Raw genomic sequence first — 25,594 nt, 5'->3', positions numbered from 1 at the left:
CCCCCTCAAACTCTCCGACTCCCCCACCCACATCACCACCCCACCCCTCCTGGGCCAGCACACCGAAGAAATCCTCATCGGCGAACTCGGCATCGGTGACGAGGAATTGCGCCTGCTCAAGTCGAGCGGGGTGATCTGACGTGACATGACCGAGCAAGGGGCCGACCGACGGTGCGCGTCGCCCGGCCCCAGGACCCGTGCGCGCACGAAAGGCATTTGGACAGGGGGCGCTGGCCAGATCTTTCGACGCAAGGAGTGCTTGAGCAGATGACAACGATCGACTACTCGACGTCCGTCCCGTATCGGGAGGTGACGGACCACAACGGCCGCATGTACCGCGTCGGTGAGACCGACATCGACATCATGGGCCGTAAACGCAAGTGGATGGTCATCCTGCCGTGGATCGGCATGATGGGCATCAGCTCGGCGGAGTACGCGTTCGCGTCTGCCGAGGACACGCTGCACATCGCACACGGCTGGAACGACGGGCACATCTTCTGGATGCTCGGTGTCTGGGTGTTCTTCCAGGCGGCGGTCGCCTTCCCGGCCGGAAAGCTCAGGGAAAGCGGCAGGCTGCCCGCGCGTTGGGCGATGATCCTCGGCGCGATCGGCACCCTGCTCGGATATCTGTCGCTCGCGTTCGCGCCGCATGTGGTCGTCGCGTACGTCGGGTTCGGCATGTTCAGCGGTATGGGCGCCGGAATGGTCTACGCGACCTGCGTGAACATGGTCGGCAAATGGTATCCGGAACGGAAGGGAGGCAAGACCGGGTTCGTCAACGGAGGATTCGCCTACGGTTCCGTGCCGTTCGTCTTCCTCTTCACCAGCTACATGGATCTGACGAACTTCCGCTGGGTGCTCGTCGCGGTCGGTGTCTTCCTGGCCACGGCGGTGGCTGTGGCCGGCTCCTTCTTCAAGGACCCGCCGAAGAACTGGTGGCCGGCCGAGGTCGACCCGCTGCGCCCGCCGACCGACCCCCGTGCCCGGCGTGCCATGGCCATGAACCCGCCTGCCGTGCGGCAGTACACCCCGGGCGAGGCCTGGCGTACCGGGCGGGTGGCGCTGATGTGGTTCTGCCTGCTGTGCACCTCGGGCGTGAACATCTTCGGTATCGCCTTCCAGGTCGACATAGGCGAGGAAGCCGGCTTCGCGGGCGGAATCGTCGCGACGGCCATGTCGATGAAGGCCATCGTCAACGGCACCGGGCGCGGTGTGATCGGCTGGCTGTCGGACCGTTACGGGCGAAAGCGGTGCCTGATCTTCGTCTGCATCGTGCTCGGTCTTTCGCAGTACGGCATCCTGTGGTCCGCCGACATGAAGAACCTCCCGTTGTTCCTGCTCTTCTCCAGCATCTCCGGGTTCGGCGGTGGCGCCATCTTCCCCATGTTCGCGGCGATGACGGCGGACTACTTCGGCGAGAACAACAATGCCTCCAACTACGGCCTGGTCTACAGCTCCAAACTGGTATCCGGACTTCTCGGAGCCGGAATGGGCAAGGTCGTCGTGGACCACTGGGGACACAACGGTGCATTCACGCTGGCCGGCTCGATCTCTCTGTTCGCCGCGTTCATCGCACTGTTCCTGACACCGCCGGGCCGGCCCAAGAAGAAGAACACCTCTCCCAACCCCCAGCCGCTCGGCGAGGAAATGGCCTGACCCCAAGGGCCTGACACGAAGGAATTGCCCTGCAATGACGGCAGATCCCATCTCAGCGAACAGTTCGTCGACCCACCCCGACGCCGCACACCGTCCCTACCGAGAAGTGACCGACGCGCGCGGCCGCGTCTATCGCGTGGGCGAGACCGACCGGGACATCCTCGGTCACTCGCGCAAGCTCATGGTGTATCTGCCGTGGGTCGCCATGATGGCCATCAGCGTCTTCGAATACGCGTACGGCTCGGCGGAGGACACCCTGTCCCACGCCCACGGCTGGACGCAGAGCAACACCTTCTGGATCCTCAGCGTCTGGGTCTTCTTCCAGGCCGGCATCGCCTTCCCCGCAGGCTGGCTGCGGGAGAAGGGCGTACTGACGGCCCGCAAGGCCATGTACGTCGGCTCGGGTCTGTGCCTCGTCGGGTTCCTCGCCCTGTCGCACCTGAGCAACGTCTGGCTGGCGATCCTGGGCTTCGGCGTCGTCGGGGGGATCGGCGCCGGGCTCGTGTACGCGACCTGCATCAACATGGTCGGCAAGTGGTTCCCCGAACGCCGGGGCGCCAGAACGGGGTTCGTCAACGGGGGATTCGCGTACGGGTCACTGCCGTTCATCTTCATCTTCAACTACGGCTTCGACACCGCGAACTACCACCGGGTCCTGGACCTGATCGGCTGCTACATCATGATCGTGGTCTTCGGGTCCGCGTTCTTCTTCAAGGATCCGCCGAAGAACTGGTGGCCCGCGGACATCGATCCGCTGACGTACTCCGGCGACCGGAAGAACGCGACGAGCCTCGCCAAGAACCCTCCGGCGGTGAAGCAGTACACACCCAAGGAGGCCATCAGGACCGGCATGCTCCCCCTGATGTGGCTCTCCATCGTGCTGACCGCGGGGGTGTCGATCTTCGGGATCTCCTTCCAGGTCGACTACGCCAAGGAGGTGGGCTTCGGCCCGCTGGTGGCGGCCTCGTCGATGGGTGTCATGGCGGTCATCAACGGCATCGGCCGGGGTGTCGTGGGCTGGCTGTCCGACAAGTGGGGCAGAAAGCCCACCCTGGTGTTCGTCATCGTCGTGCTGGGCCTGGCCCAGTTCGGCGTGATCTGGGCGGGCGACGTGAAGAGCGAGACGCTGTTCCTGTTCTTCGCCTTCCTCTCCGGCTTCGGCGGCGGCGCGTTCTATCCGCTGTTCGCGGCTCTCACCCCGGACTACTTCGGGGAGAACTACAACGCCTCCAACTACGGGCTGGTGTACAGCGGCAAGCTGATCAGCGGTCTGTTCGGCGGCGGGCTCGGTTCCATGGTGGTCGCCGCCTGGGGTTATGACGGGGCGTACGCCCTGGCCGGCGCCGTCTCCATGGCGGCCGCGGTGATCGCCCTGCTGCTGCGGCAGCCCGGGCGGGCCGCGGTGTCACAACCCGCCGGCTGACGGCACGCGCGCGTGAGGAGGCCCTCCCGGGATCCCGGGAGGGCCTCCTCATGTGTGCGGGGGCCGGTCAGCACTTCTCGCGCAGTGAGTGGAGGTGTTCGCTGGAGCGCCGCGCGAACGTGAAGGACTCGGTCGGCTGGTCGTGCTCGGCCTGCCAGTGGTGGGCGAACCGCTCACCGCGCAGCCTGGTGACGGCGGAGATGAACCGCTGGTAGTCGATGTCGCCGTCGCCGACGTCGGTCATGCGGTAGCCGTAGGTGTTCGCGGGGTCGCTGACGCCGTCCTTGACGTGGAACAGCGGGTAGCGGTGGGGCTGCTTGAGGACGTAGTCGAGCGGCTCGAACGGTGCGGCTGTGCCGTCGGGGCGCTTGGAGAAGCGGAACTGGCCCGAGTACGCCCAGAAGATGTCCATCTCCAGGAACACCAGGTCGGGGTCGGTCTCGGCGAGCAGGACGTCGTAGAGGCGGACCTTGGGGTTGTCGGTGGCGAAGGAGAACTCCTCGGAGTGGTTGTGCTGGTAGAACTTCATGCCGCGTGCCCTGGCGGCCGCGCCGTAGGTGTTGAACTCCTGCGCCGCGCGCTTCCAGGCGTCGACGGTGGAGCCGTAGCGGAACGGTCCCGAGGCGGTGCCGATGTGCTTGAGGCCGAGGGCCTGGGCGTCGTCGAGGACCTTGGTGAGGTTCTGGGCGAAGGTGTAGGCGTTCGGGTCGTCGGAGTAGTAGCCGACATGGCTGCCGATCGGGTTCAGGCCGTGGTTCCTGGCCAGCCGCTTGAGCTGGGCGAGGGTGATCGGGCCGGCCGAGCCCTGGGTGTAGCCGGCGAACTCGACCTCGTCGTAGCCGTACTTCGCCAGCTCGGCGAAGACGGGCGCGAAGCCGAGGGTGGAGACCTTGTCGCGCAGGCTGTAGAGCTGGATGCCGAGCCGGCCGGGCGGCAGGACGGGACGGCCGCGGCCGGTGCCGCCGGACGCGGCCTCGGTGGCGGCGCCGGCGGGGGCCGCGGCGGCGCCCACGAGCGCGGCGGCGGTGGCGCCCGCGGCCACCCCGAGCATGCCTCGTCTGGTGAGGCGGTGGGTGAGCTCGGGGTCGGGCTGGGAGATGCGGCTCATGCCTGAACTCCTCGATGTCGGAGGGCGTTGTCAGTGGCGAGTGCTTCACTGGTGATCAGTCGGAGGAGACCGGTCGTACAGGGCCGGTGGGTGGGCCGGTCAGCCGAGTCCGGCCAGTCGGAGCAGGAGTGCTTTCACGTCGGTGGCCGCGACGCGGTCGCCGACAGCACGGGGGGTGGAGCAGATGAGGAGCGGACCTTCGTCGTCGCTCGCCGGGAGGCGGCCGTGGCTGCCTCGAACAGGTGAGGGATCCAGGGGCACGACCGCCATGCGGTAACGCAGGCCGAGTTTCTTGCGGGCCAGTGCGGTGGCCGCCTTGACCTTGACGTAGGGGTCGCGGGGATCCATGAAGAGTTCGACCGGGTCGTAGCCGGGTTTGCGGTGGATCTCGACGAGTTGCGCGAAGTCGGGCGCGCGGGCGTCGTCGAGCCAGTAGTAGTACGTGAACCAGGCGTCCGGCTCCGCGACGGCGACGAGCTCTCCGGAGCGCGGGTGGTCGAGGTGCTGGGTCTTCTTGCCCTCGTCGTCCAGGAGTTGCCCGATGCCGGGCAGTCCGGCGAGGGCGTCCCGGGTCGCCTCCAGATCTTCGGGGCGGCGCACGTAGACGTGGGCGATCTGGTGGTCGGCGACCGCGAAGGCACGTGAGGCCATCGGGTCCAGGTACTCCATGCCGTCCTGGGTGTGCACCTCGAGCAGTCCTGCGCGGCGCAGGGCGCGGTTGATGTCGACGGGCCGGCTGACCCTGGTGATGCCGTACTCGGACAGCGCGACGACGGTACGGCCCTCCGCGCGGGCGTCGTCCAGCAGCGGCGCCAGGGCCCGGTCGAGGTCGGCGGCCGCCTTCAGGGAGCGCGGGTCGTCGGGGCCGAAGCGCTGGAGGTCGTAGTCGAGGTGCGGGAGGTAGCACAGCGTCAGATCGGGGTGCCGGGTGCTGATGATGTGGCGGGTCGCGTCGATGATCCAGCGGCTGGAGACGAGGTCGGCGCCGGGGCCCCAGAAGTGGAAGAGGGGGAAGGTGCCGAATTTCGCGGTGAGTTCGTCGTGCAGGGCCGGAGGGCGGGTGTAGCAGTCGGGTTCCTTGCGGCCGTCGGAGTAGTAGATGGGACGGGGGGTGACGGTGATGTCGGTGTCGGCGCCCATGGCGTACCACCAGCAGATGTTGGCGACGGTGTAGCCGGGATGGGCGCGGCGGGCGGCGTCCCACAGCTTGTCCCCGGCGACCAGGCCGTTGTGCTGACGCCACAGGAGTACGTCGCCGAGGTCGCGGAAGTACCAGCCGTTGCCGACGATGCCGTGTTCGGCCGGGTGGGTGCCGGTCAGGAAGGTGGACTGGGCGGCGCAGGTGACGGCCGGCAGGACGGTTTCGAGGGGGGCGTGGGAGCCCGCTCGGGCGAGGGTCTTGAGGTGGGGCATGTGGTCGAGGAGACGGGGGGTGAGGCCGACGACGTCGAGGACGAGGAGCGGGGTGGGGCGCGGGTCGGGCCGGTGGGTGTCCGGGACGGCGTCGGGGTCCCTGGCGGCATCGGGGTCCGTGGCGGCTTCGGCGGCCGTGGCGGCTTCCGGGTCCCTGGCGGCTTTGTGGGTGCTCATGGGAGTTCCTTCAGGCCGAGGTCCGTCAACAGGTCGCGGGCGAGGGTGAGTTCGGCGGCGATGCCGTCGGCGAGCTGGGTCCGGGCGCGGGGCCGCAGCTCGGGAGGGAGGGCCTGCCAGGTGTAGGTCTCGACCTCCAGGTGACGGGTGAGCGGGTGCGGGCCGCCGATCAGCCGGGTCAGCGCGGCCCTGAGGACGGGGAGCGTGGAGGTGAGGGGCGCGGCGGGGGCCGCGTGCAGAGGGACGTGGAAGTGGGCGCGCCAGGGGCCGGCGTCGGGCAGGGTGTCGCCGCCGAGTGCCTCGCCGAGGTCGTCGGTGCCGCGCAGGCCGGCGGCGGTGGCCGTGCGGGTCTGGTGCAGGAAGCGGGGTTCGTCGAAGGCGGCGAGGGCCGTGCGGACCTCCGGCAGATGGGGGTGCTCGGCGTGCAGGGCCGCCGAGAGCTGGGACTTGACGACGGGGACGCCGGCCGCGGTGAGCGCGTCGAGGGCGGTGTGCGGATCTTCGAAGGAGGTGGCGAGGTGGCAGGTGTCGACGCAGATGCCGATCCGGTGGTGGGCGATCGCGGACAGTGGGGCGAGGGCGTCGTGGGTGGTCTCGACGACGCAGCCGGGTTCCGGTTCGAGGCCGATGCGGATGGACCGTCCGGTCAGTTCCTCCAGGGCGTCGAGGCGTTCGGCGAGCGTGCGCAGGGCCTTCTCGTGGCGTCCGGTGTCGTGGGCGGCGGTGCGCCAGGCGAGCGGCAGGGTGGAGATGCTGCCCTCGGTGACGTCGTCGGGGAGGAGTCCGGCCAGGACCCGGGCCAGGGCGGTGGTGTGCTCCAGGCGTTCGGGGTCGGCCCAGTCCGGTCGGTAGACGCGGTACTTGACCTCCTCGGCGCCGAACCCCTCGTAGGGGAAGCCGTTGAGGGTGACCACTTCCAGGCCGCGCCGGTCGAGTTCGGCGCGCAGGGCGCGCAGGGCGGACGGGTCCAGGTCCAGGGCGCGGGCGGCGTCGGCGGCCAGCCACAGGCCGATGCCGAGGCGGTCGCGGCCCAGGCGGCGGCGGACGGGCTCGCAGTGGTCGCGGAGTTGGGCTCGGACGCCGTCGAGGGTCTCTGCGGGGTGGACGTTGGTGCAGTAGGCGAGGTGGACGGTGGAGCCGTCGGGGTGGCGGAAGCGCATGCCCTACTCGCCCCCGCGCAGGATGGAGTTGCCCTCGTGGGTGGCCGCGGTGGCCGTGGCGTCGAGGGCGAGGCGGCCGCTGAGCCCGTAGAAGGCGACGGGGTTGCGCCACAGCACCAGGTCGACGTCGTCCTCCGTGAAGCCGCTCGCCAGCATGGTGTCGGCGACCCTGCGGGTCTTGAGGGGATCACTCCTGCCCCAGTCCGCCGCGGAGTTCACGAGCACCTTCTCCGGGCCGTACTCCTTCAGGATCGCGACCATCCGCTCCTCGTCCATCTTGGTGTCGGGATAGACGGAGAAGCCCAGCCAGCAGCCGCCGGCCTTGGCCTCCTTGACGGTGGTCTCGTTGAGGTGGTCGACCAGGACGTGGTCCGGGGGCAGTGCGGACTCCCGGACCACGTCGAGGGTGCGGCGCAGGCCGGCCAGCTTGTCGCGGTGGGGGGTGTGCACGAGGGCGGGCAGTCCGTGGTCGGCGGCGAGCTGGAGCTGGGCGGCGAGGGCGGTGTCCTCGGCGGGGGTCATGGAGTCGTAGCCGATCTCGCCGACGGCGACGACCTGGTCCTTGACGAGATACCGGGGAAGTTCGTCGAGGACGGGCACACAGCGCGGGTCGTTGGCCTCCTTGGGGTTGAGGGCGAGGGTGCAGTGGTGGGCGATGCCGTACTGCGCGGCGCGGAAGGGCTCCCAGCCGAGGAGGGAGTCGAAGTAGTCGAGGAAGGAGGAGGGCGAGGTGCGGGGCTGGCCGAGCCAGAAGGAGGGTTCGACGACGGCGCGGACACCGGCCGCGTGCATGGCCTCGTAGTCGTCGGTGGTGCGGGACGTCATGTGGATGTGGGGGTCGAACAGGCGCATCAGGACTGCTCCTTGGACTCGGTCGGCGTCGCCTGGGTCAGGGCCAGCGCGCGATGGAGGTCTTCGGGCACTTCACGCCCCGCCGCGGTGCGTTCGGCGGCGTAGTCGCCGAGCATGCGGGCGAGTTCCGCGTCGGCGTGGGCCCGGCGGTCCAGGCCGGCCACCGCGTCGACGGGCACGCCGGTGAACAGGCACTTCAGGACGGCGTGCCGCCACTGGTGGGGGTCCAGGTGGCGGGCGGCGTAGGGGCCGACGGCGGCGGTGAGGAGCCGGGTGTCGTTGGTGCGCAGGGCGTCCTCGACGAGTGGGAGCGCGTCCGGGCCCGGCACGAGGTGGGGCAGGGCGTGCAGGACGGCGCGGCGCTCGGCGGCGGTGCCCTGCCGGTAGACACGGGTGAGTGCGTCGGTGTCGGCGTGGGCCGCGTGCAGGATGAGGACGCGGGCGGCGTCGGCGTGCTGGGGCCCGCAGCGGCGGCCGGCCTCGGCCAGGCGCAGTTCCCACACGGAGATGGGGCCGTGGACGCCCGGGTGGGCGGCGGCCTCGTCGAGGGCCTGGTCGAGCCAGGCGCGGGCGGCTCCGTCGAGGCGGGTGTCGAGGTGGGCGTGCAGGGTGGTCGGCGGGGTGCGGGCGAGGGCGTCGGGGTCCACCGTGGGGGTGTCCGGGGTGGAGTGGGCGCGGGTCATGTGGTGCTCCCTTCAGGGGTGGCGGAGGGATCGCCGGGAGGTGCGTGGGTGGCCGCCGCTCGGCGGAGGAACGGGAGGGACTGTTCGGCGAAGTGGGGGCCCGCGTGGGAGTGGCGGGGCAGTTCGACGACGGTGAGTCCCTCGTAGCCGGTGTCGGCCAGGGCGGCGAGGACGGGAGGGAAGTCGATCTCTCCGTCGCCGAGGGGAAGGTGTTCGTGGACGCCGCGGCGCATGTCCTCGATCTGGACGTGGCGCAGCCAGGGGGCGGCGGCGCGTACGCAGGCCGCGGGCGGGAGCGGTTCGAGGCACTGGCAGTGGCCGATGTCGAGGGTGAGGCCGAGGGGTTCGGGGTCGCCGAGTTCCCGGCGCAGGCGGTGGAAGTCGGTGAGAGTGGCCAGGAGATGGCCGGGTTCGGGCTCGACGGCGAGGGGCACGCCTGCGGTGGCGGCGGCGTCGAGGACCGGGGCGAGGGTTTCGGCGAGGCGTTTCCAGGCGGTGTCCTGGTCGGTGCCCGCCGGGGTGATCCCGCTGAAGCAGTGCAGGGCGTGTGCGCCGAGGTCGGCGGCGACCCGGACGGCACGGATCAGGAGATCGACGCGGCGGGCCCGGTCGTCGGGGTCCGGGTCGAGGAGGGAGGGGCCGTGTTTGCGGCGCGGGTCGAGGACATAGCGGGCGCCGGTCTCCACGGTGACGCCCAGGCCCAGCGCGTCCAGCCGCCGGGCGACGCGACCGGTGCGGGCGGCCAGGTCGGGGGCGAGCGGGTCGAGGTGCATGTGGTCGAGGGTCAGGCCTACGCCGTCGTAGCCGAGGTCGGCGAGCAGGCCGAGGGCGTCGTCGAGCCGGAGGTCGGTGAGTCCGTTGGTTCCGTAGCCGAAGCGGAGGGGCGTGCCGTTGCTGGACCGGGCAGGGACGGCGGCTTCCGGGCTCGTGCAGCGCTCGCCCTCCTTGCGAACCGCGTCAGCCGGGCTGGGCGCAACGGCTCCCCTCGCCCGCCTCACCGCTCCTCCCCGCGACGCTCTGTGCGGACGGCGCCCTCCCCCGGCCCGTCCCCCACCGGGTCCTTGAAACAGAAGCCCAGTTCAGTGAGCGGCCTCGACAGGCCCCCCTCGTGAGCGCGCGCGGTGAGCCGGTCCGGGTCCAGCACCAGCGGTGCCGCGAGGGACGAGTCGCAGCCCTGCCAGATGGTCTGGAGGATCATGCGGGTGCCGAGGAAGCCGGCGATGTGGTGCCGGGCCGGCTTCCGGTCGCCGAGCGCGGGGACGTCGTCGATGGGGGCCTCGCCCTCGGGGGACATGCCCGGGGCGTCGGTGAGGACGTTTTCCTTGCCCGCGTTCTTCACCGCGGCGGCGGCCGGCACCGCCCGCAGCAGTGTCTGCCCGGTTCTGCCCTCCCGGCCCGCGTACGGCACTCCGCTCGCCGCCGACGCGGCCGTCGCCGGGTGGTGCGGGCCCGCGGAGGGCGTGAAGTCGACGTAGGGGCAGCCCGCGCGCAGGGCTGCCGCCGCGTACAGCGAACTCGGCGGCAGCGCCCCGCCGGTGGGCACCGGCTCGGTGGACGCCACGTTCACCACGACCGCGCGGGTCAGGACGCGGCGTCGTTCGAAGTCCTGGATGTCCGCGGCGAAGCCGGCGATCAGTTCGTCCTCACCCCGTGTCTCCCCGGGGACCGGTCCGCCGGGCCTGATCTCCCGGTCGGCGGCGGCGAGTTCGGCCGCCACGGCGGAGGGCAGACCCGGGGGCAGCACGCCACCGGCGGCCAGTGCTTCCGCGCGTTCGGGCAGGGGGCAGTCATCCGTGTCGTGGCCGCCGAGGACGAGGGACGACAGGGCCGACAGGCCGCTGTCGGCGAAGGCCGGGGTCTCGGTGACCAGGCCGGTCGGCGGTTGCAGGCCCGCGGCGACGGCGGCGCAGCCGGTGACGACGGTCGTGGCGGCGGAGCCGCGCGCCCCGATCAGCCAGACACCGACGCATGGCGAGGAAACGGACGCGGACATGGGCAGCCTCCTTGTCGAACGCGTCGTGTGTGAACCCCTGGAGGGCCCCCGGACGAGGGAGTGGAAGAGACGGCGGGCGGAGGTCCGGCGTCCCCCGCCCGCCGCCGCTCAGCCGCCCTTGACGGGCAGTTCCTTGATCCGGACGTTCCGGAAGGACACCTGGTCGTCGGCTCCGTGGTTCTGGATGCCGAAGTGACCGTCGGCGAGGCTCCGGGCCGGATCGGTGTTGGTGAAATCGTTGATCCTCACGCCGTTGAGCCAGACGCGGAGCCGTTCGCCCTCCACGCGGATCTCGTACGTGTTCCACTCCCCCGCCGGGTTCAGCGCGCGGTCCCGCTTCTTCAGATCGGCGGAGCGGAAGCCGTAGACGGAGCCGGTCGTCTTCTCGGGTACGTCCGTGGCGTCGATCTGGATCTCATAACCGTTGTTCACGGCCGACCACGGGTCGTCCGAGGGCGGGAAGCCCACGAACACACCGGAGTTGTCGTCGCCGGCCAGCTTCCAGTCGAGCTTCAGCGAGTACGCGCCGAAGTCCGACGCGGCGTACCAGAGCATTCCCATGCCACCGGTCGACGTCATGGTGCCGTCGTCGTCCAGGGTGAAGGAGCCCGGGCCGGCCTGCCGCCAGGCGTCCAGCGACTCCGCGGTGCCGTCGAACAGCGGACTGTATCCGTTCTCCGGTCGACAGTCGGCCTGCGCCTCGCCGATCGCATACAGGATGCCGCCGACCAGATGCCGCCGGAAGACGGGGTCCGTGTACGACTCCTTCGTGTGGCCGCCGCCGGTGTAGAAGGCGCGGCCGCCCTGGTAGTTCTGGCACCAGGCGATCGGATGGTCCCCGCTCATCGTGCCGCCGGTGTACGACGACTCGTCGAGCGAGGCGAGGACATGGGCCCGTTCCCGGGGGTTGGAGCGGTAGTCGTACCACTCGTCGGTCCGGTTCCAGGTCGGCCCCAGTGCCGAGGTGGCCGGGTGAGCCCGGTCCTCGACGACGACCGTCGCGGGCTGGATCGCCGGGTGCGACTGGAAGTAGGCGCCGGCGAGGCCGCCGTAGAACGCCCAGTCGTACTCGGTGTCGGCGGCGGCGTGGATGCCGACGTAGCCGCCGCCGTTGCGGATGTAGCCCTCGAAGGCCTTCTGCCGGCCGGCGTCCAGGACGTCGCCGGTCGTCGACAGGAAGACGACCGCGTCGTAGCGCCGGAGGTTGCCCGGGGTGAAGGCTCCGGCGTCCTCCGTGGCGTCGACCGTGAAGCCGCTCGTCCCGCCGAGCTCCTTCAGGGCGGCGACGCCGTCGGGGATGGAGTCGTGCCGGAAGCCGGCCGTCCTGGAGAAGACCAGCACGCGTTCCCCGTCACGCCCGCCCTGTGAGGCGGCGGGTCCGGAGACACAGCCCAGGAGCACAGCGGCTCCCACAACTGCCGTGGTCAGTCGGCTCGTTGAGCGCATCGCTCGTCCTCCTGTCAGCCGGTGGTGAAGGTGAAGTCGTCCACGTCGAACAGGGCCCCGGATCCGGTGCTCCCCTTGAAGACCAGGTAGAGCGTGGTGGTGCCCCTCGGTGCGCGGGACAGGTCGGCGCCGACGTCCTGGAAGGTCTCCCAGCCGCCGGTCACCGGGACGGTCGCCCTGGCGAGCAGGGTGCCCGTCGAGGACCCCGCACGGATCTCGAGGGTGCCGCCCGCGCCGCCGGAAGAGACACGCGCCGAAAGCGACTTGGCGTTGCTCAGCACGTACGGCGTGAAGGAGATCCAGTCGCCGTTGTCGATGTCGCCGACCGTCCTGCCGCCGTGGGCGGTGGCCTTGTCGATGACGGTGATGCCGGAGCTGTTGCCGAAGTGCTCGGCCTGGCGGTGCCTGGGCTGGACGACGCTCTGATCGTGGGTGGTCAGAGCGGCCTGGCCGCCGCCTCCATTGTCGGTGTACTCGGCGTCCATCACGCCGAAGATGTTGGCGTCCTCGTCGTGGCCGCCGTCGGCGCTGGTCCGGATGGTGCCGGTGCAGCCGTTCGCGGAGGTCACCGGGTGGCCGTGGCTGTCGTGACCGAGGACAAAGGTGACCGTGACCTTCGAGCAGTCGATGGTGCCGTCCTCGGGGTCGGTGACCGCCACCTTGAACGGGATGGCGTCGCCGAAGCTGAACAGCTGCCCGTCGCGCGGGAGTTCAAGGGTCACCTTGGGCGCGGTGTTGCCGACCACGATCTGTACGCTCGCGCTGCCCGTGCGCCCCGTGGCGTCCTTGGCGGTGAGGGTCGCGGTGTACGTCCCGTTCCTCTTGTACCTGTGTGTCGGGTTCGCCGCCGTGGACGTGCCGCCGTCTCCGAAGTCCCAGGCGTACGTGAGGGCGTCGCCGTCCTGGTCGCTGGTGCCCTCGGAGGAGAACCGCACCTGCATCGGCGCCTGTCCGGACGTGCGGTTCGCGGCGGCCTGGGCCACCGGTGAGTGGCCGTCGGTGGCGTTCTCGATGCGGTACAGGGCCGAGTGCTCGTCTCCGCCGAACCAGGAGACGCCGTAGTCGAGGACGTACAGGGCGCCGTCCGGGCCGAAGGCCATGTCCATCACCTGGGTGCCGGTCCACGGGATGTCGTTGATCGACTGGACGGCCCCGTCGGCGTCGCTGGTGATCCGTTTGATCCAGCGGCGGCCGAACTCCCCGGCGAAGAAGTCACCGTCGTAGGCCTCGGGGAACTTCACGGGCGAGTCGAGCGAGGCGTCGTAGTGGTAGACCGGGCCGCCCATCGGGGACTCGGAGCCGGTGCCGAACTCCGGTACGGAGCCGCCGTCGTAGGGGATCCAGGCGGCCTGCGCCGGGGGCAGGTCGGTGAGGCCGGTGTTGTGCGGCGAGGTGTTCTTCGGCGCGGCGCAGTCGAAGGGGGCGCCGGACGTCCGCGTCGCGAAGTCGTAGTCCACGTAGGCATCGTTGTCGCCCGTGCAGTAGGGCCATCCGAAGTTGCCGGGGCCGGTCACCCGCGCGAACTCGACCTGGCCGGCCGGTCCTCGGGCCGGGTCGGCGGCGCCCGCGTCGGGGCCGTAGTCGCCGACGTAGAGGATGCCGGTGGTCTTGTCGACGCTGAACCGGAACGGGTTGCGGAAGCCCATGGCGTAGATCTCGGGCCGTGTCCTGTCCGTGCCGGGGGCGAAGAGGTTGCCGTCGGGGACGGTGTACGAGCCGTCGGCGCTCACCTTGATGCGCAGGATCTTGCCGCGCAGGTCGTTGGTGTCGGCCGAGGAACGCTGGGCGTCGAAGGCCGGGTTGCGGTTCGCCCGCTCGTCGACGGGGGTGAACCCGTCCGACTGGAAGGGATTGGAGTCGTCGCCCGTCGACAGGTACAGGTTGCCCGCCGCGTCGAAGTCGATGTCGCCGCCGACATGGCAGCAGATGCCGCGCGAGGCCGGGATGTCGAGGATCTTCTTCTCGCTGGCGGCATCCAGGGTGCCGTCGGTGTCGAGCACGAACCGGGAGAGCCGGTTGACGCCGTCGAAGGGCGCGAAGTCGGCCGCGGTGCCGGTCTCGGGGGCGTCGCCCGCCGGGGTGTCCAACGGGGGTGCGTAGTAGAGGTAGATGAAGCGGTTGGTGGTGAACTCCGGGTCGACGCCGACGCCTTGGAGGCCCTCCTCGTCATGGGAGTAGACGTCGAGCTTGCCCGCGAGCTCGGTGTTGCCCGCCGGGTCGGTGAGGCGGAGTTCGCCGTCGCGCGAGGTGTGCAGGACCGAGCGGTCCGGGAGGACGGCGAGCGACATGGGCTCGCCGACCTCCGGTTCGCCCTTGGCGAGGGCGACCTGCTGGAAGTCCTCGGCCACGGCAGCTGCCGGAGCGGCTTCCGGCTCGGCGACGGCTGCGTCGGCCCGGGGAGCGGTCAGGGTGAGGGAGGCGCCCGCCAGCAGGGCGCCGCTCACCAGCGCCACCGCCTTGCGAAAGGTCGGGCGTCGTCTGTGGGACTCGATTCTGTCGGTGTGGGTGGTGCCGTCTTTCCCGTGCACGGATGCCTCCAGAACGGGGCCGGTTGTACGGGCGGGTGCGGTACGCCGGGATGCGCCGTCATCCCGGCGAGTTGACGGACAGTCAGTTGCCGAACGCCGCGTCGAAGGAGGCCGACGGCGGCTCGAAGTCGTATGCCTTGAGGCTCTTCAGTGCCTCGGGTGCGCCCTGGAGCCGGTCCATGCCGGCGTCCTCCCACTCGACCGAGATGGGGCCCTGGTAGTCGATGGAGCGCAGCATCCGGAACACGTCCTCCCAGGGGACGTCGCCGTGTCCGGCGGACACGAAGTCCCAGCCGCGGCGCGGATCGCCCCAGGGCAGGTGGGAGCCGAGGCGGCCGTTGCGTCCGTCGAGGCGCTTGCGGGCCTCCTTGCAGTCCACGTGGTAGATGCGGTCGCGGAAGTCCCACAGGAAGCCGACGGGGTCGAGGTCCTGCCAGACGAAGTGGCTGGGGTCGAAGTTGAGGCCGAACGCCGGCCGGCGGTCGACCGCGTCCAGGGTGCGGACGGTCGTCCAGTAGTCGTAGGCGATCTCGCTGGGGTGGACCTCGTGCGCGAACCGCACACCCTGCTCGTCGAAGACGTCGAGGATGGGGTTCCAGCGGGTCGCGAAGTCCTCGTAGCCGCGCTCGATCATCGACTCGGGGGCGGGCGGGAACATGGCGACCAGGTGCCAGATGGCGGAGCCGGTGAAGCCGATGACGGTGTCGACGCCGAAGGCGGCCGCGGCCCGCGCGGTGTCCTTCATACGGTCCGCCGCGCGCCGCCGGACCCCTTCCGGGTCGCCGTCGCCCCACACCTCGCTCGGCAGGATGGCCTGGTGGCGTTCGTCGATGATGGCGTCGCAGACGGCCTGGCCGACCAGGTGGTTGGAGACGGCCCAGCACTTCAGGCCGTACTTCTCCAGGAGTTGGTGGCGCGAGGTGACGTACGTGGGGTCGGCCAGGACCTTGTCGACCTCGAAGTGGTCGCCCCAGCAGGCGAGTTCGAGACCGTCGTAGCCGAAGTCGCGGGCCAGACGGCAGACCTCTTCGAGGGGAAGGTCGGCCCACTGGCCGGTGAACAGCGTGAATGTGCGCGGCATGTCGCTTCCGCCTCCTCAGACGGCTATGAGCGTGTAGACGGAGTTCTTCTCGGCGCTCTCCTCGACCGCCGCGAGAACGCGCTGGACCTGGAGACCGTCGGTGAAGGAGGGTTCGGGGCGGCGGCCCTCGGCGACGGCGTGGACGAGGTCGCGGGCCTGGTGGACGAAGCTGTGCTCGTAGCCGAGGCCGTGGCCCGGCGGCCACCAGGCGTCCAGGTAGGGGTGGTCGGGTTCGGTGACGAGGATGCGGCGGAAGCCGGCGTGCGCGGCGGGCTCGGTGCCGTCGTGGTACGAGAGTTCGTTGAGGCGCTCCAGGTCGAAGGCCAACGATCCGCGCTCGCCGTTGAGTTCGATGCGCAGGGCGTTCTTGCGGCCGGTGGCGTACCGGGTCGCCTCGAAGGAGGCGAGGGCGCCGGAGGTGAAGCGGCCGGTGAACAGGGCGGCGTCGTCGACGGTGACCTGGCCGGTGCCGGCGGACGTCACCGCGGACAGCCCGCTGGTGGCGCCGACGGGCAGGGGCCGTTCCCGGACGAAGGTCTCCGTGAGGGCGGAGACCCCCGCGAGCCGCTCCCCCGCCAGGTACTGGGCGAGGTCGACGATGTGCGCCCCGAGGTCGCCGAGCGAGCCCGAGCCGGCGTGTTCCTTGCGCAGCCGCCAGGTGAGGGGGAACTCCCGGTCGACCAGCCAGTCCTGAAGGTACGTCACCCGCACGTGCCGTAGCTGCCCGAGACGGCCCTCGGCGACCATGTTCCGGGCGTGCGCGGTGGCGGGCACCCGACGGTAGTTGAAGCCGACCATCGCCAACTGCCCGCGCCCGTACGCCTCTTCGGCCGCGTCCGCCATCGCCGAGGCCTCCTCGACCGTGTTGGCGAGCGGCTTCTCGCACAGCACGTGCTTGCCCGCGGCGAGCGCGGCGACGGCGATCTCGGCGTGGCTGTCGCCGGGGGTGCAGATGTCGACGAGGTCGACGTCGTCCCGGGCGATCAGCGCACGCCAGTCGGTCTCGGCCGCCGCCCAGCCGTGCCGGTCGGCCGCGGACCGCACGGCTGCCGGGTCGCGCCCGCAGATCACGGACAGCACCGGCTGCCTGGGCAGGTCGAAGACGCGGCCCACGGTGCGCCAGCCCTGGGAGTGGGCGGCGCCCATGAAGGCGTAGCCGACCATGCCCACCCTCAGGGGCGGCTTCTCGGCCCCTTCTGACTGCTGCGGCTGTGCCATGCGGAATGTCCTCCTCGTCGTCGTGGCGCGGTGGGGGGTGCCTCCCGCCCGGCGGACCTCTCGGCTCGTCGGGCGGGACGCCTCACTTGAAGCCGGTGGACATGTACTGGTCGATGTTGGTCTTGTCGACGACGGCCGAGTAGAGCGTGAGCGAGGCCGGGATCTCGAACTCGGCGAGGCCGCCGATGCCCTTGCTCTGGCCGAGGGCGCGGGCGAGGTCGATCGCGGACGCGGCCATGGTCGGCGGGTAGAGGACGGTCGCCTTGAGGACGCCGTCGTCCTTCTTGATGGCCTGGAACGCGGAGAGGGCTCCGGCGCCGCCGACCATCAGGAAGTCGTCCCGCCCGGCCTGCTCGATGGCCCGCAGCGCGCCGACCCCCTGGTCGTCGTCGTGGTTCCACAGGGCGTCGAACTTCGACTGGGCCTGGAGGAGTTGGGCCATCTTCGCCTGCCCGGACTCCACGGTGAACTCGGCGGCCTGCCGTGCCACCTTCTTGATGTTGGGGTAGTTCTTCAGGGCGTCGTCGAAGCCCTTGGTGCGCTGCTGGGTCAGCTCCAGGTTGTCCAGGCCGGCCAGTTCGATGACACGGGCGTCCGACTTCCCCTTGAGCTTCTCGCCGATGTAGTGACCGGCGTTGAGGCCCATGCCGTAGTTGTCGCCGCCGATCCAGCAGCGGTACGCCTGCGGGGTGTTGAAGATCCGGTCGAGGTTGACGACCGGGATGCCCGCGCGCATCGCCTGCAGTCCGACCTGGGTGAGCGCCTTGCCGTCGGCGGGCAGCACCACCAGGACGTCGACCTTCTTGTTGATCAGCGTCTCGATCTGGCCGATCTGCGCGGCCGTGTCGTTGGAGCCCTCGGTGATCTCCAGGGTGACGTCGGAGTATTTCTTGGCGCGGCTCTTGGCGTTGTCGTTGATGGCGTTGAGCCAGCCGTGGTCGGCCTGCGGTCCGGCGAAGCCGATGGTGACCTGCTTGCCGGGCTTGTCGTCGGCGGCCGGCTGGTCGTTCGCGGCCGGTTCGTCGTCCGACTCGTTACTCGTGCAACCCACGAGGAGGGCACCGGCTCCTATGGCGGCGGTACCGAAGAGCAGTCCTCTGCGGCTGGTGAGCTCTGGCATGGCGGTGAACCCTTTCCTCAGGTCGTGCTTGCGGTACGGCGCTGGACCAGCACGGCGGCGACGATGATCGCGCCCTTGGCGATCTGCTGGACGTCGCTCTGCAGGTTGTTCAGGGCGAAGATGTTGGTGATCGTGGTGAAGATCAGGACACCGAGGACGGAGCCGGTGATGGTGCCGCGGCCGCCGCTGAGCAGGGTGCCGCCGATGATCGCGGCGGCGATCGCGTCGAGCTCGTAGAGGTTGCCGTTGGTGTTCTGGCCCGAGCCGGCGAGCACGATCAGCAGGAAGGCGGCGATGCCGCAGCACAGCCCGGACAGCAGGTAGAGGTAGAGGCGTTGGCGGCGGACGTCGATGCCGGCGAGGCGGGCGGCCTCCGCGTTGCCGCCGACCGCGACGGTGCGGCGGCCGAAGGTGGTGCGGTTGAGGACCAGCCAGCCGATGATCGTGACGACGGCGAAGACCATGACGAGCGGCGGGATCCCGAGGACGTACGCGTCGCGCAGCCCGAGGTCCAGGACGCTGTCGACGGTGACGATCTGTGTCTTGCCGTCGGTGATCTGCAGGGCGAGGCCGCGCGCCGAGGCGAGCATGGCGAGCGTCGCGATGAAGGGGACCATCCCGCCGTACGCGATGAGCAGTCCGTTGACCAGGCCGCAGCCGAGGCCCACGAGGACCGCGGTGAGGAGGATGCCGCCGAAGCCGTACTCCTGGGTGGCTACCGTGGTCGCCCACACGGAGGCGAGCGCGACGATCGCGCCGACGGACAGGTCGATGCCGCCCGACATGATCACGAAGGTCATGCCGACCGTGACGACGCCGATGACCGAGCCCTGGGTGAGCACGAGTTGGAGGTTGCGGGTGTCGAGGAACTCGTCCGGCTTGGTGATCCCGCCGACCACGATCAGTGCGGCGAGGACCCCGAGCAGGGAGAGGGTACGGAGGTCGACTCGGGCCGACAACCCCCGCCAGACGGGTGGTCGGGTCACGGGGGCGGTCTTTCCGGTGCCGTCCCGGGGCGGGGAGACATGCTGCGTCATGACGCCGGGCTTCCTTCCATGACGAGGTCCAGTACGCGGGATTCGTCGAGCTCGCGGGCAGGGGCCGTGTGCACGACACGGCCCTCGCGCAGTACGAGGACGCGGTCGGCGAGGCCGAGCACTTCGGGCACCTCGCTGGAGACGAGCAGAACGGCGAGGCCGTCGTCGGCCAGTCGACGGACGACTGCATACAGTTCACTGCGGGCACCGACATCGACGCCGCGGGTCGGCTCGTCGAGGAGCAGCACCCGGCAGCCGCGCAGGAGCCAGCGGGCGAGGACGGCCTTCTGCTGGTTGCCGCCGGACAGGGTGCGGACCGGAGCGGACGGGTTGTCGGGCCGCAGGGACAGCTCGCGGGTGGCCGCCCGCGCCGCGCCGAGTTCGGCGCCGCGGTCGATCCAGCCGCCGCGTGAGAAACGGGACATGGTGGAGACCGAGACGTTGCGGGTGACGGACTCCAGCATCAGCAGGGCCTGCGCCTTGCGCTCCTCGGGGGCGAGGCCGAGTCCGGCGCGGACGGCGGCGCGGACGCTGCCGGACTTGAGCGGTCGGCCGTCGACCAGGACCTGTCCGGAGGTCGGCTTCCGTGCACCGTATACAGTCTCCAGTATTTCGGATCTGCCGGATCCGACGAGCCCGGCCAGTCCGACGATCTCGCCGGGGTGCAGGGTGAGGTCGAAGGGCTCGAACTCGCCCTCCCGGCCGAGGCCTCGGACCTCCAGGACCGGTGTGCCCGTGGGAGGCGACACGGGCCGGTCGGGAAAGACGTACTCCACGTTCCGTCCCGTCATCAGCGCCACGACCTCACGGGTCGGGGTCGACTTGGCGGGCAGCCCGCCCGCGACGGCCCGTCCGTCCTTCAGCACGGTGACCCGGTCGCCGATCCGCCGGATCTCCTCCAGACGGTGGGAGATGTAGACGACGGCGACGCCGTCCGCGGTGAGGTCGCCGACGATCCGGAAGAGGTTGTCGACCTCGTCCGGGTCGAGGGCGGCGGACGGTTCGTCCATCACGATGAGCCGTACGTCGTGGGAGAGTGCCCGCGCCATGGAGACGATCTGCTGCTGGGCCGCCGACAACTCGCCGACCAGACGGGCCGGGTCGATCTCGGGGTGCCCGAGTCGCTTGAGCAGCAGGCCGGTCGACGCGCGGGCCGCCTTGCCCCGTACGACGAATCCGGCCGCCGTCGGTTCGTGGCCGAGGTGGACGTTCTCGGCGACCGACAGGTGTTCCACCAGGTCGAGTTCCTGGTAGATGGTGGCGATGCCGAGGCGCATGGCGGCGATCGGCGAGCGCAGGGTGACCGTTTCGCCGCGCCAGGTGATGGTGCCGTCGTCGGGCTGGTGGGCGCCGGCCAGGACCTTGATGAGGGTGGACTTGCCGGCCCCGTTCTGGCCGAGCAGACAGTGCACCTCACCGGCCTGGACGTCGAGGTCGACGCCGTCGAGGGCCCGGACTCCGGGGAACGACTTGGTGATGCCGGACATGCTGAGGAGCGGTGGTTCTGGTGCCATGTGTGGTTCCCCTCGGCTGGCGTGCGGGCCGTTTCAGGGCAGGGCGAGGCAGCGGGCGGTGCTGGTGAGCTGTGCCGGACCAGTGGCTTGCGCGGACTTGCGCGGGCCTCGTCGGGCTCACGCAGGCCTGTTCGGTCTTACGCGGGTGAGAACAGGTGGTCGCTGATCAGTCGGGCCGCGCCGATGACTCCGGCGGTGGGGCCCAACTCCCCCAGAACGATGGGCAGGTTGCCGGTCGCGAGAGGCAACGACTGGCGGTAGACCTGGGTGCGGATCGCGGCGAGCAGGGTGTGGCCGAGACCGGTCACCCCGCCGCCGATCACCACCAGGCCGGGGTTGAAGAAGCTGACCAGGCCGGCGATGACCTGGCCGGTGCGGTTGCCGCCCTCCCGGATGAGGTCGAGGGCGGTGGCGTCGCCGGCGGCGGCCGCGGCCGCGACGTCCATGGCGGTCAGGGTGCCGTTGGCCTCCAGCCGGGCGGCGAGTTCGGCGGAGTGTCCCTGCCGGGCCGCGTCGACGGCGTCCCGGGCGAGGGCCGCCCCGCTGAAGTGGGCTTCCAGGCAGCCCCGGTTGCCGCAGGCGCAGGGGCGGCCGTCGGGCACGGCCTGGATGTGCCCGATGTCGCCCGCGCTGCCCGTCGCACCGCGATGGACCTCACCGCCGACGACGATGCCGCACCCGATACCGGTGCCGATCTTGACGCAGAGGAAGTCACCCACGGAACGCGCGACGCCCGCGTGCTGCTCCCCCATCGCCATCAGGTTCACATCGTTGTCGACCATGACCGGGCAGCCCAGCTCCTGACTGAGCGCCTCCCGGACCGGGAAACCGTCCCAGCCCGGCATGATCGGCGGAGCCACCGGAACACCCTCGGGAAAACGGACCGGCCCCGGCACCCCGATACCGGCACCGTCGAAACCCTCCGCAAGCCCCGTCGCCTTCAACTTCGCCGCCATGGACAGGACTTGCTCGAAGACCGCGACCGGGCCCTCACGGACGTCCATCGGTTGGTTGAGGTGCCCCAGGATCTCCAGCTCGGCGTTGGTGACGGCGACATCGATCGAGGTCGCGCCGATGTCCACGCCGAGAAAACGCAGATTGGGGGCGAGCCGGATGTTGTGGGAGCGGCGGCCGCCGCGCGAGGCGGCGAGTCCGTCGGCCACGACCAGGCCCGTCTCCAGCAGCCGGTCCACCTCCACGGCCAGTTTGGACCGCGACAGGTCGACCTGATCGCCGAGCTGGGCACGGGAGTTGGGACCCCCGTCACGCAACAGCTTGAGCAGCCGGGCCTGATGAGAATTCGCGGGTCGTGCCGTCATCCGTCTCACGAGCCCCTCCCCGCCTCACTCGGCCGCCTGCCGTCGTGCTTTCGAGGGGAACGTAGCAGCGGCTGCCCTACCTGGGAAGAAGCCGTGCATGAATTGGTGCCGACTTTCTCCACTCGCAGGACAAAGGAGGGAGTCGAGCACAATGGATCATCGGACGCGTCGGCTCGGCGGGGTCGGACGCGTCCACTCAAGGGGCGACAGGACTCAGGACTTGGCCTGGGCGTGGTACGAACGGCGCGTGTGTTCCGTGTGTTCGCGCATGAGCTGCGTGGCGCGCGTCTCGTCACGGTCCATGATCGCGCCGATCAGCTCCCGGTGTTCGACCCAGGACTGCTGTCCGCGCTGCCGGGCGATCGGCGCGTAGTACCAGCGGACGCGCCGGTCGACCTGCGCGGCCAGCTCGGCGAGGACGGCGTTGCCGGCCAGCTCCATGACCTTCGCGTGGAAACGGGCGTTGAGCAGGACCGCGGCGTCCACGTCGTCCGCGGCGACGGCCCGCATGCCCTGCTCCTGGATGTCGCGCAGAGCCTCGATGCCGGCCTTGGACGCGTTGGCCGCGGCGAGCCGGGCGGCTTCGGCCTCCAGCAGCGTACGGACGGTGAGGAGTTGGTCGGCCTCCTCCTCGGTGGGCTCGTGCACGAACGCGCCCTGCGCGGGCCGCAGATCGACCCACCCCTCCGTGTTCAACCGCTGCAACGCCTCGCGTACGGGCTGGCGCGAGACGCCGAGGTGGCCGGCGAGCTCGCTCTCGACCAGATGCTGGCCGGGTTGCAGGGCACGGGTGGTGATGAGTTCGAGCAGCGCCTCGTAGACACGGTCGCGCAGCGGGCCGGGGCGTTCCAGTTTGGGCACCGCACCCTGCGGCAGTCCTGGTGTCGACAACATCGGTCGGTCCCCCTCCTGGGCAGCGCGAGACGACTGCAGTCCGAAAGTCGGCATGAATTGTCTTTCGTCTACAGCCTACGGCGCACCGTAGCCAGTCCGTCACGGAGTCGACCGCGTCACACCCCTTCGTACCGGCAGGTCACGGGCAGCGGACGACCTGTCCCGCGTACGACAGGTTCCCGCCGAAGCCGAAGAGCAGCACCGGGTCCCCGGTGGAGAGGGCGCCCTGCTCGACGAGCTTGGAGAAGGCGAGCGGGATGCTGGCCGCGGAGGTGTTACCCGATTCGGCGACATCCCGTGCGACGACGGCGTTGACGGCGCCGATCCGCTCGGCGAGCGGCTCGATGATCCGCAGGTTGGCCTGGTGCAGCACGACCCCGGCGAGCTCCTCGGGCGTGAGCCCCGCCCGCTCGCAGGCCTTGCGGGCGAGGGGCGGCAGCTGGGTGGTCGCCCAGCGGTACACGCTCTGCCCCTCCTGCGCGAACCGCGCGGGCTGCCCCTCGATGCGCACCGCGTTCCCCATCTCGGGCACCGAACCCCACAGCACGGGCCCGATACCGGCCTCGTCGCCCGGACCGCAGGCCTCCACGACGGCGGCCCCCGCCCCGTCGCCGACGAGCACACAGGTCGTGCGGTCGGTCCAGTCGGCCACGTCGGACATCTTGTCGGCGCCGATGACCAGCGCCCGGGTCGCGGCGCCCGCCCGGATGGTGTGGTCGGCGGTGGCCAGCGCGTGCGTGAAGCCCGCGCACACCACGTTGACGTCCATCGCGGCCGGCGAGGGGATGCCGAGCCGGGCGGCGACCCGGGCGGCCATGTTCGGGGAGCGGTCCACGGCGGTGGACGTGGCGACCAGGACCAGGTCGATGTCGCCGGGCGCGAGACCGGCGGCGGCGAGCGCCTTGGCGGCGGCGTGCGAGGCGAGCTCGTCGACGGGCTCGTCGGGTCCCGCGATGTGACGTGTGCGGATGCCCACCCGGCTCCTGATCCACTCGTCACTGGTGTCGACCAGGCCCGCCAGGTCCTCGTTGGTGAGTACCTTGGCGGGCTGGTAGTGGCCGACGGCGGCGATGCGCGAGCCGTTCATTGGGTGGTCCCCCTCGTTGCCTTGGGTAGCGGGATCCTCCAGTCTGATCAGTGACTCGCGGGTACGACGGCAGCCAAGGCGACAGGAAACCGGCGCCGAGGTTGTCGGCTTCTGTCAGGCCCTCGGACGCCCGAACACTTCCGAGACGCTCACTTGGTGAACAGCTGCGTCGCCTTCTGTACGAGTTCGTACAGGCCATAGGCGAGCGGTGCCCCCACCCACAGCCAGGCGAAGGCGATCAGCGGACGCCGGTCAGGCGGACTCTGACTGCTGTCGTTCTGCGACATCGGCGGCCTCCCTCGGTGCGGGGATGTGGTGACGGACGTGGACGGGCCGGACCAGCTCGTTGGCGACGAACCCGATCGCGAGCAGCCCGATCATGATGAAGAGGGACATGGTGTAGAGGGAGGAGCCGTCCTTGCCGGCCTCCTCCTGCCGGTCGGCGATCCAGTTCACGATCAGTGGTCCGAGGACACCGGCCGTGGACCAGGCGGTGAGCAGCCGGCCGTGGATCGCGCCGACCTGGTAGGTCCCGAAGAGGTCCTTCAGATAGGCGGGGATCGTGGCGAAGCCGCCGCCGTAGAAGGAGAGGATCACCAGGGCGCACAGGATGAACACCGGCTTGGACGAGTCGCCGACCAGCGCGATGAACAGGTACATCAGCGCGCCCGCGCCCAGATAGAGGCGGTAGATGTTCTTGCGGCCGATCAGGTCCGAGGTGGACGACCAGCCGATACGGCCCGCCATGTTGGCCGCCGACAGCAGCGCGACGAAACCGGCCGCGGCCGACACCGACACCGGCGTCGAGGTGTTCCCGAAGAAGTCCGTGATCATCGGGGCGGCCTTCTCCAGGATCCCGATGCCCGCGGTGACGTTCATGCAGAGCACGACCCACAGACACCAGAACTGCGGGGTGCGCACGGCGCTGCGGGCGGAGACCTGCGGCCCCGCGAGAATGCTCGGCCCGCTGTCGCCGATGGGCTTCTCCGTGCGCGGCACCCGCACGAGCAGCACGCCCAGCGTCATGAAGACCGCGTACGACAGACCGTGTACGAGGAACGCCGCCGCGATCCCGGAGCTGTCGGAGCCGAACGACTCCAGCATCTGCGCCGACCAGGGCGAGGCGATCAGCGCACCGCCCCCGAAGCCCATGATGGCGATGCCGGTGGCCATGCCCGGCCGGTCCGGGAACCACTTGATCAGTGTCGACACGGGCGAGATGTAGCCGATGCCGAGGCCGATGCCGCCGACGAAGCCGTAGCCGAAGACGATCAGCCAGTACTGCTCGGTGTACGCGCCGAGCGCGGAGAGCAGGAACCCGGACGAGAAGCAGATCAGGGCGACGGTCATCGCCCAGCGCGGTCCGTTGCGTTCGACGAGCGTGCCGCCGAACGCGGCCGACAGACCGAGCATGACGATGCCCAGCTGGAAGGGGAGCGCGCTCTGCGTACCGCTGAGGCCGAGCGCTGATTCCAGGGGCGGCTTGAACACGGACCAGGCGTACGCCTGACCGATGGAGAGATGGACCGAGAGCGCGGCTGGGGGAACGAGCCAACGGCTCCAGCCGGCGGGGGCGACGGGGGGACTCATGATCCCGGACGGTAGGGAGAACCAGAGGAGTTGAGAAGGCGGCGCGTCGAAGGTATGCGATGAACGGTATGCAGCACGCGCCGAACGGTCGGACCGGCCGGTTTCCGTGTCGTACCCACCACTGTGCGTACTCTTGTCGGCACCCCAACCATACTGTAGACAATATGGGGTCGACGACATTCGACATCGTGCATCCACTCCGCGGTACACCCTCGACCGAACGGAGCGCCACCCAGTGAAAGTCGCAGCCCCCGGCGCCGGCGCCATCGGCGACCCCCTCGCCCACCGGACCGCC

At 70.3% G+C, this 25,594-nt stretch carries 21 protein-coding genes and 1 pseudogene; 3 read left to right on the top strand and 19 right to left on the bottom strand.

The window, feature by feature from the left end; genetic code table 11:
- The 3 genes and pseudogenes from ACWD3I_RS17215 to ACWD3I_RS17205 form a co-directional block, all read left to right on the top strand.
- A pseudogene (locus tag ACWD3I_RS17215) lies at nucleotides 1-139 on the top strand (formyl-CoA transferase); the annotation flags it as partial.
- A gap of 128 nt (nucleotides 140-267) precedes the next feature.
- A complete protein-coding gene (locus ACWD3I_RS17210; protein WP_365410658.1) occupies nucleotides 268-1,656 on the top strand; it encodes an OFA family MFS transporter in 1,389 nt (462 codons plus the stop codon).
- A 34-nt stretch (nucleotides 1,657-1,690) separates the two neighbouring features.
- Nucleotides 1,691-3,079: an OFA family MFS transporter gene (locus tag ACWD3I_RS17205; protein WP_365410655.1), complete on the top strand. Its 1,389-nt coding sequence runs from the start codon at nucleotides 1,691-1,693 to the stop codon at nucleotides 3,077-3,079.
- A 67-nt stretch (nucleotides 3,080-3,146) separates the two neighbouring features.
- On the opposite strand, the gene ACWD3I_RS17200 is transcribed toward ACWD3I_RS17205, so the two are convergent.
- The 19 genes from ACWD3I_RS17200 to ACWD3I_RS17110 form a co-directional block, all read right to left on the bottom strand.
- Nucleotides 3,147-4,187: a sugar phosphate isomerase/epimerase family protein gene (locus ACWD3I_RS17200; protein ID WP_365410652.1), complete on the bottom strand. Its 1,041-nt coding sequence runs from the start codon at nucleotides 4,185-4,187 to the stop codon at nucleotides 3,147-3,149.
- A gap of 99 nt (nucleotides 4,188-4,286) precedes the next feature.
- Nucleotides 4,287-5,777, bottom strand: a complete 1,491-nt coding sequence (locus tag ACWD3I_RS17195) for a nucleotide pyrophosphatase/phosphodiesterase family protein (RefSeq protein ID WP_365410649.1) — start codon at nucleotides 5,775-5,777, stop codon at nucleotides 4,287-4,289.
- Nucleotides 5,774-6,937, bottom strand: coding sequence for a metabolite traffic protein EboE (gene eboE, locus ACWD3I_RS17190; RefSeq protein WP_365410646.1), 1,164 nt, complete (start codon nucleotides 6,935-6,937; stop codon nucleotides 5,774-5,776). Before eboE ends, ACWD3I_RS17195 begins: the two co-directional genes overlap by 4 nt.
- A 3-nt stretch (nucleotides 6,938-6,940) precedes the next feature.
- Nucleotides 6,941-7,789: a TatD family hydrolase gene (locus tag ACWD3I_RS17185; protein WP_266885926.1), complete on the bottom strand. Its 849-nt coding sequence runs from the start codon at nucleotides 7,787-7,789 to the stop codon at nucleotides 6,941-6,943.
- On the bottom strand, nucleotides 7,789-8,472 hold the full coding sequence (locus tag ACWD3I_RS17180) for an EboA domain-containing protein (RefSeq protein ID WP_365410643.1): 684 nt from the start codon (nucleotides 8,470-8,472) through the stop codon (nucleotides 7,789-7,791). Before ACWD3I_RS17180 ends, ACWD3I_RS17185 begins: the two co-directional genes overlap by 1 nt.
- Nucleotides 8,469-9,470: a sugar phosphate isomerase/epimerase family protein gene (locus ACWD3I_RS17175; RefSeq protein WP_365410640.1), complete on the bottom strand. Its 1,002-nt coding sequence runs from the start codon at nucleotides 9,468-9,470 to the stop codon at nucleotides 8,469-8,471. The genes ACWD3I_RS17180 and ACWD3I_RS17175 overlap by 4 nt, the downstream gene beginning before the upstream one ends.
- Nucleotides 9,467-10,465 (bottom strand): inositol-3-phosphate synthase, encoded by a 999-nt coding sequence (locus ACWD3I_RS17170; protein ID WP_365410637.1) that lies wholly within the window; start codon nucleotides 10,463-10,465, stop codon nucleotides 9,467-9,469. The genes ACWD3I_RS17175 and ACWD3I_RS17170 overlap by 4 nt, the downstream gene beginning before the upstream one ends.
- 108 nt (nucleotides 10,466-10,573) lie before the next feature.
- Nucleotides 10,574-11,911 (bottom strand): ThuA domain-containing protein, encoded by a 1,338-nt coding sequence (locus ACWD3I_RS17165; RefSeq protein WP_365410634.1) that lies wholly within the window; start codon nucleotides 11,909-11,911, stop codon nucleotides 10,574-10,576.
- Nucleotides 11,912-11,925: 14 nt separating this feature from the next.
- A complete protein-coding gene (locus tag ACWD3I_RS17160) occupies nucleotides 11,926-14,439 on the bottom strand; it encodes a PQQ-dependent sugar dehydrogenase (RefSeq protein ID WP_365410631.1) in 2,514 nt (837 codons plus the stop codon).
- Between the two features lie 82 nt (nucleotides 14,440-14,521).
- Nucleotides 14,522-15,520 (bottom strand): sugar phosphate isomerase/epimerase family protein, encoded by a 999-nt coding sequence (locus ACWD3I_RS17155; protein WP_365410628.1) that lies wholly within the window; start codon nucleotides 15,518-15,520, stop codon nucleotides 14,522-14,524.
- 15 nt (nucleotides 15,521-15,535) lie between these two features.
- Entirely contained in the window at nucleotides 15,536-16,738 is a 1,203-nt protein-coding gene (locus tag ACWD3I_RS17150) for a Gfo/Idh/MocA family protein (protein ID WP_365410625.1), read from the bottom strand.
- An 82-nt stretch (nucleotides 16,739-16,820) separates the two neighbouring features.
- Entirely contained in the window at nucleotides 16,821-17,858 is a 1,038-nt protein-coding gene (locus ACWD3I_RS17145; RefSeq protein ID WP_266820687.1) for a substrate-binding domain-containing protein, read from the bottom strand.
- A gap of 17 nt (nucleotides 17,859-17,875) precedes the next feature.
- Nucleotides 17,876-18,895 carry an ABC transporter permease gene (locus tag ACWD3I_RS17140; protein ID WP_365410622.1) on the bottom strand — a complete coding sequence of 340 codons (1,020 nt, stop codon included), beginning with the start codon at nucleotides 18,893-18,895 and terminating at the stop codon, nucleotides 17,876-17,878.
- A complete protein-coding gene (locus tag ACWD3I_RS17135; protein WP_365410619.1) occupies nucleotides 18,892-20,409 on the bottom strand; it encodes a sugar ABC transporter ATP-binding protein in 1,518 nt (505 codons plus the stop codon). Before ACWD3I_RS17135 ends, ACWD3I_RS17140 begins: the two co-directional genes overlap by 4 nt.
- A 137-nt stretch (nucleotides 20,410-20,546) precedes the next feature.
- A complete protein-coding gene (locus ACWD3I_RS17130) occupies nucleotides 20,547-21,728 on the bottom strand; it encodes an ROK family protein (protein WP_451084113.1) in 1,182 nt (393 codons plus the stop codon).
- Between the two features lie 213 nt (nucleotides 21,729-21,941).
- A complete protein-coding gene (locus ACWD3I_RS17125) occupies nucleotides 21,942-22,622 on the bottom strand; it encodes a GntR family transcriptional regulator (RefSeq protein ID WP_365406362.1) in 681 nt (226 codons plus the stop codon).
- A gap of 139 nt (nucleotides 22,623-22,761) precedes the next feature.
- Entirely contained in the window at nucleotides 22,762-23,709 is a 948-nt protein-coding gene (locus tag ACWD3I_RS17120) for a beta-ketoacyl-ACP synthase III (RefSeq protein ID WP_365406359.1), read from the bottom strand.
- A 149-nt stretch (nucleotides 23,710-23,858) separates the two neighbouring features.
- The gene (locus tag ACWD3I_RS17115) at nucleotides 23,859-23,996 is read right to left on the bottom strand and encodes an MFS transporter small subunit (RefSeq protein ID WP_199924543.1); all 138 of its coding nucleotides are present in this window, start codon (nucleotides 23,994-23,996) and stop codon (nucleotides 23,859-23,861) included.
- Entirely contained in the window at nucleotides 23,962-25,299 is a 1,338-nt protein-coding gene (locus ACWD3I_RS17110) for an OFA family MFS transporter (protein WP_365406339.1), read from the bottom strand. The genes ACWD3I_RS17115 and ACWD3I_RS17110 overlap by 35 nt, the downstream gene beginning before the upstream one ends.
- Nucleotides 25,300-25,594 lie beyond the last annotated feature (295 nt).

This window comes from Streptomyces sp. NPDC002817, assembly GCF_053592055.1.
Note: the sequence above shows the minus strand (reverse complement) of the source record. Positions and strands in the feature narration are given on the sequence as shown.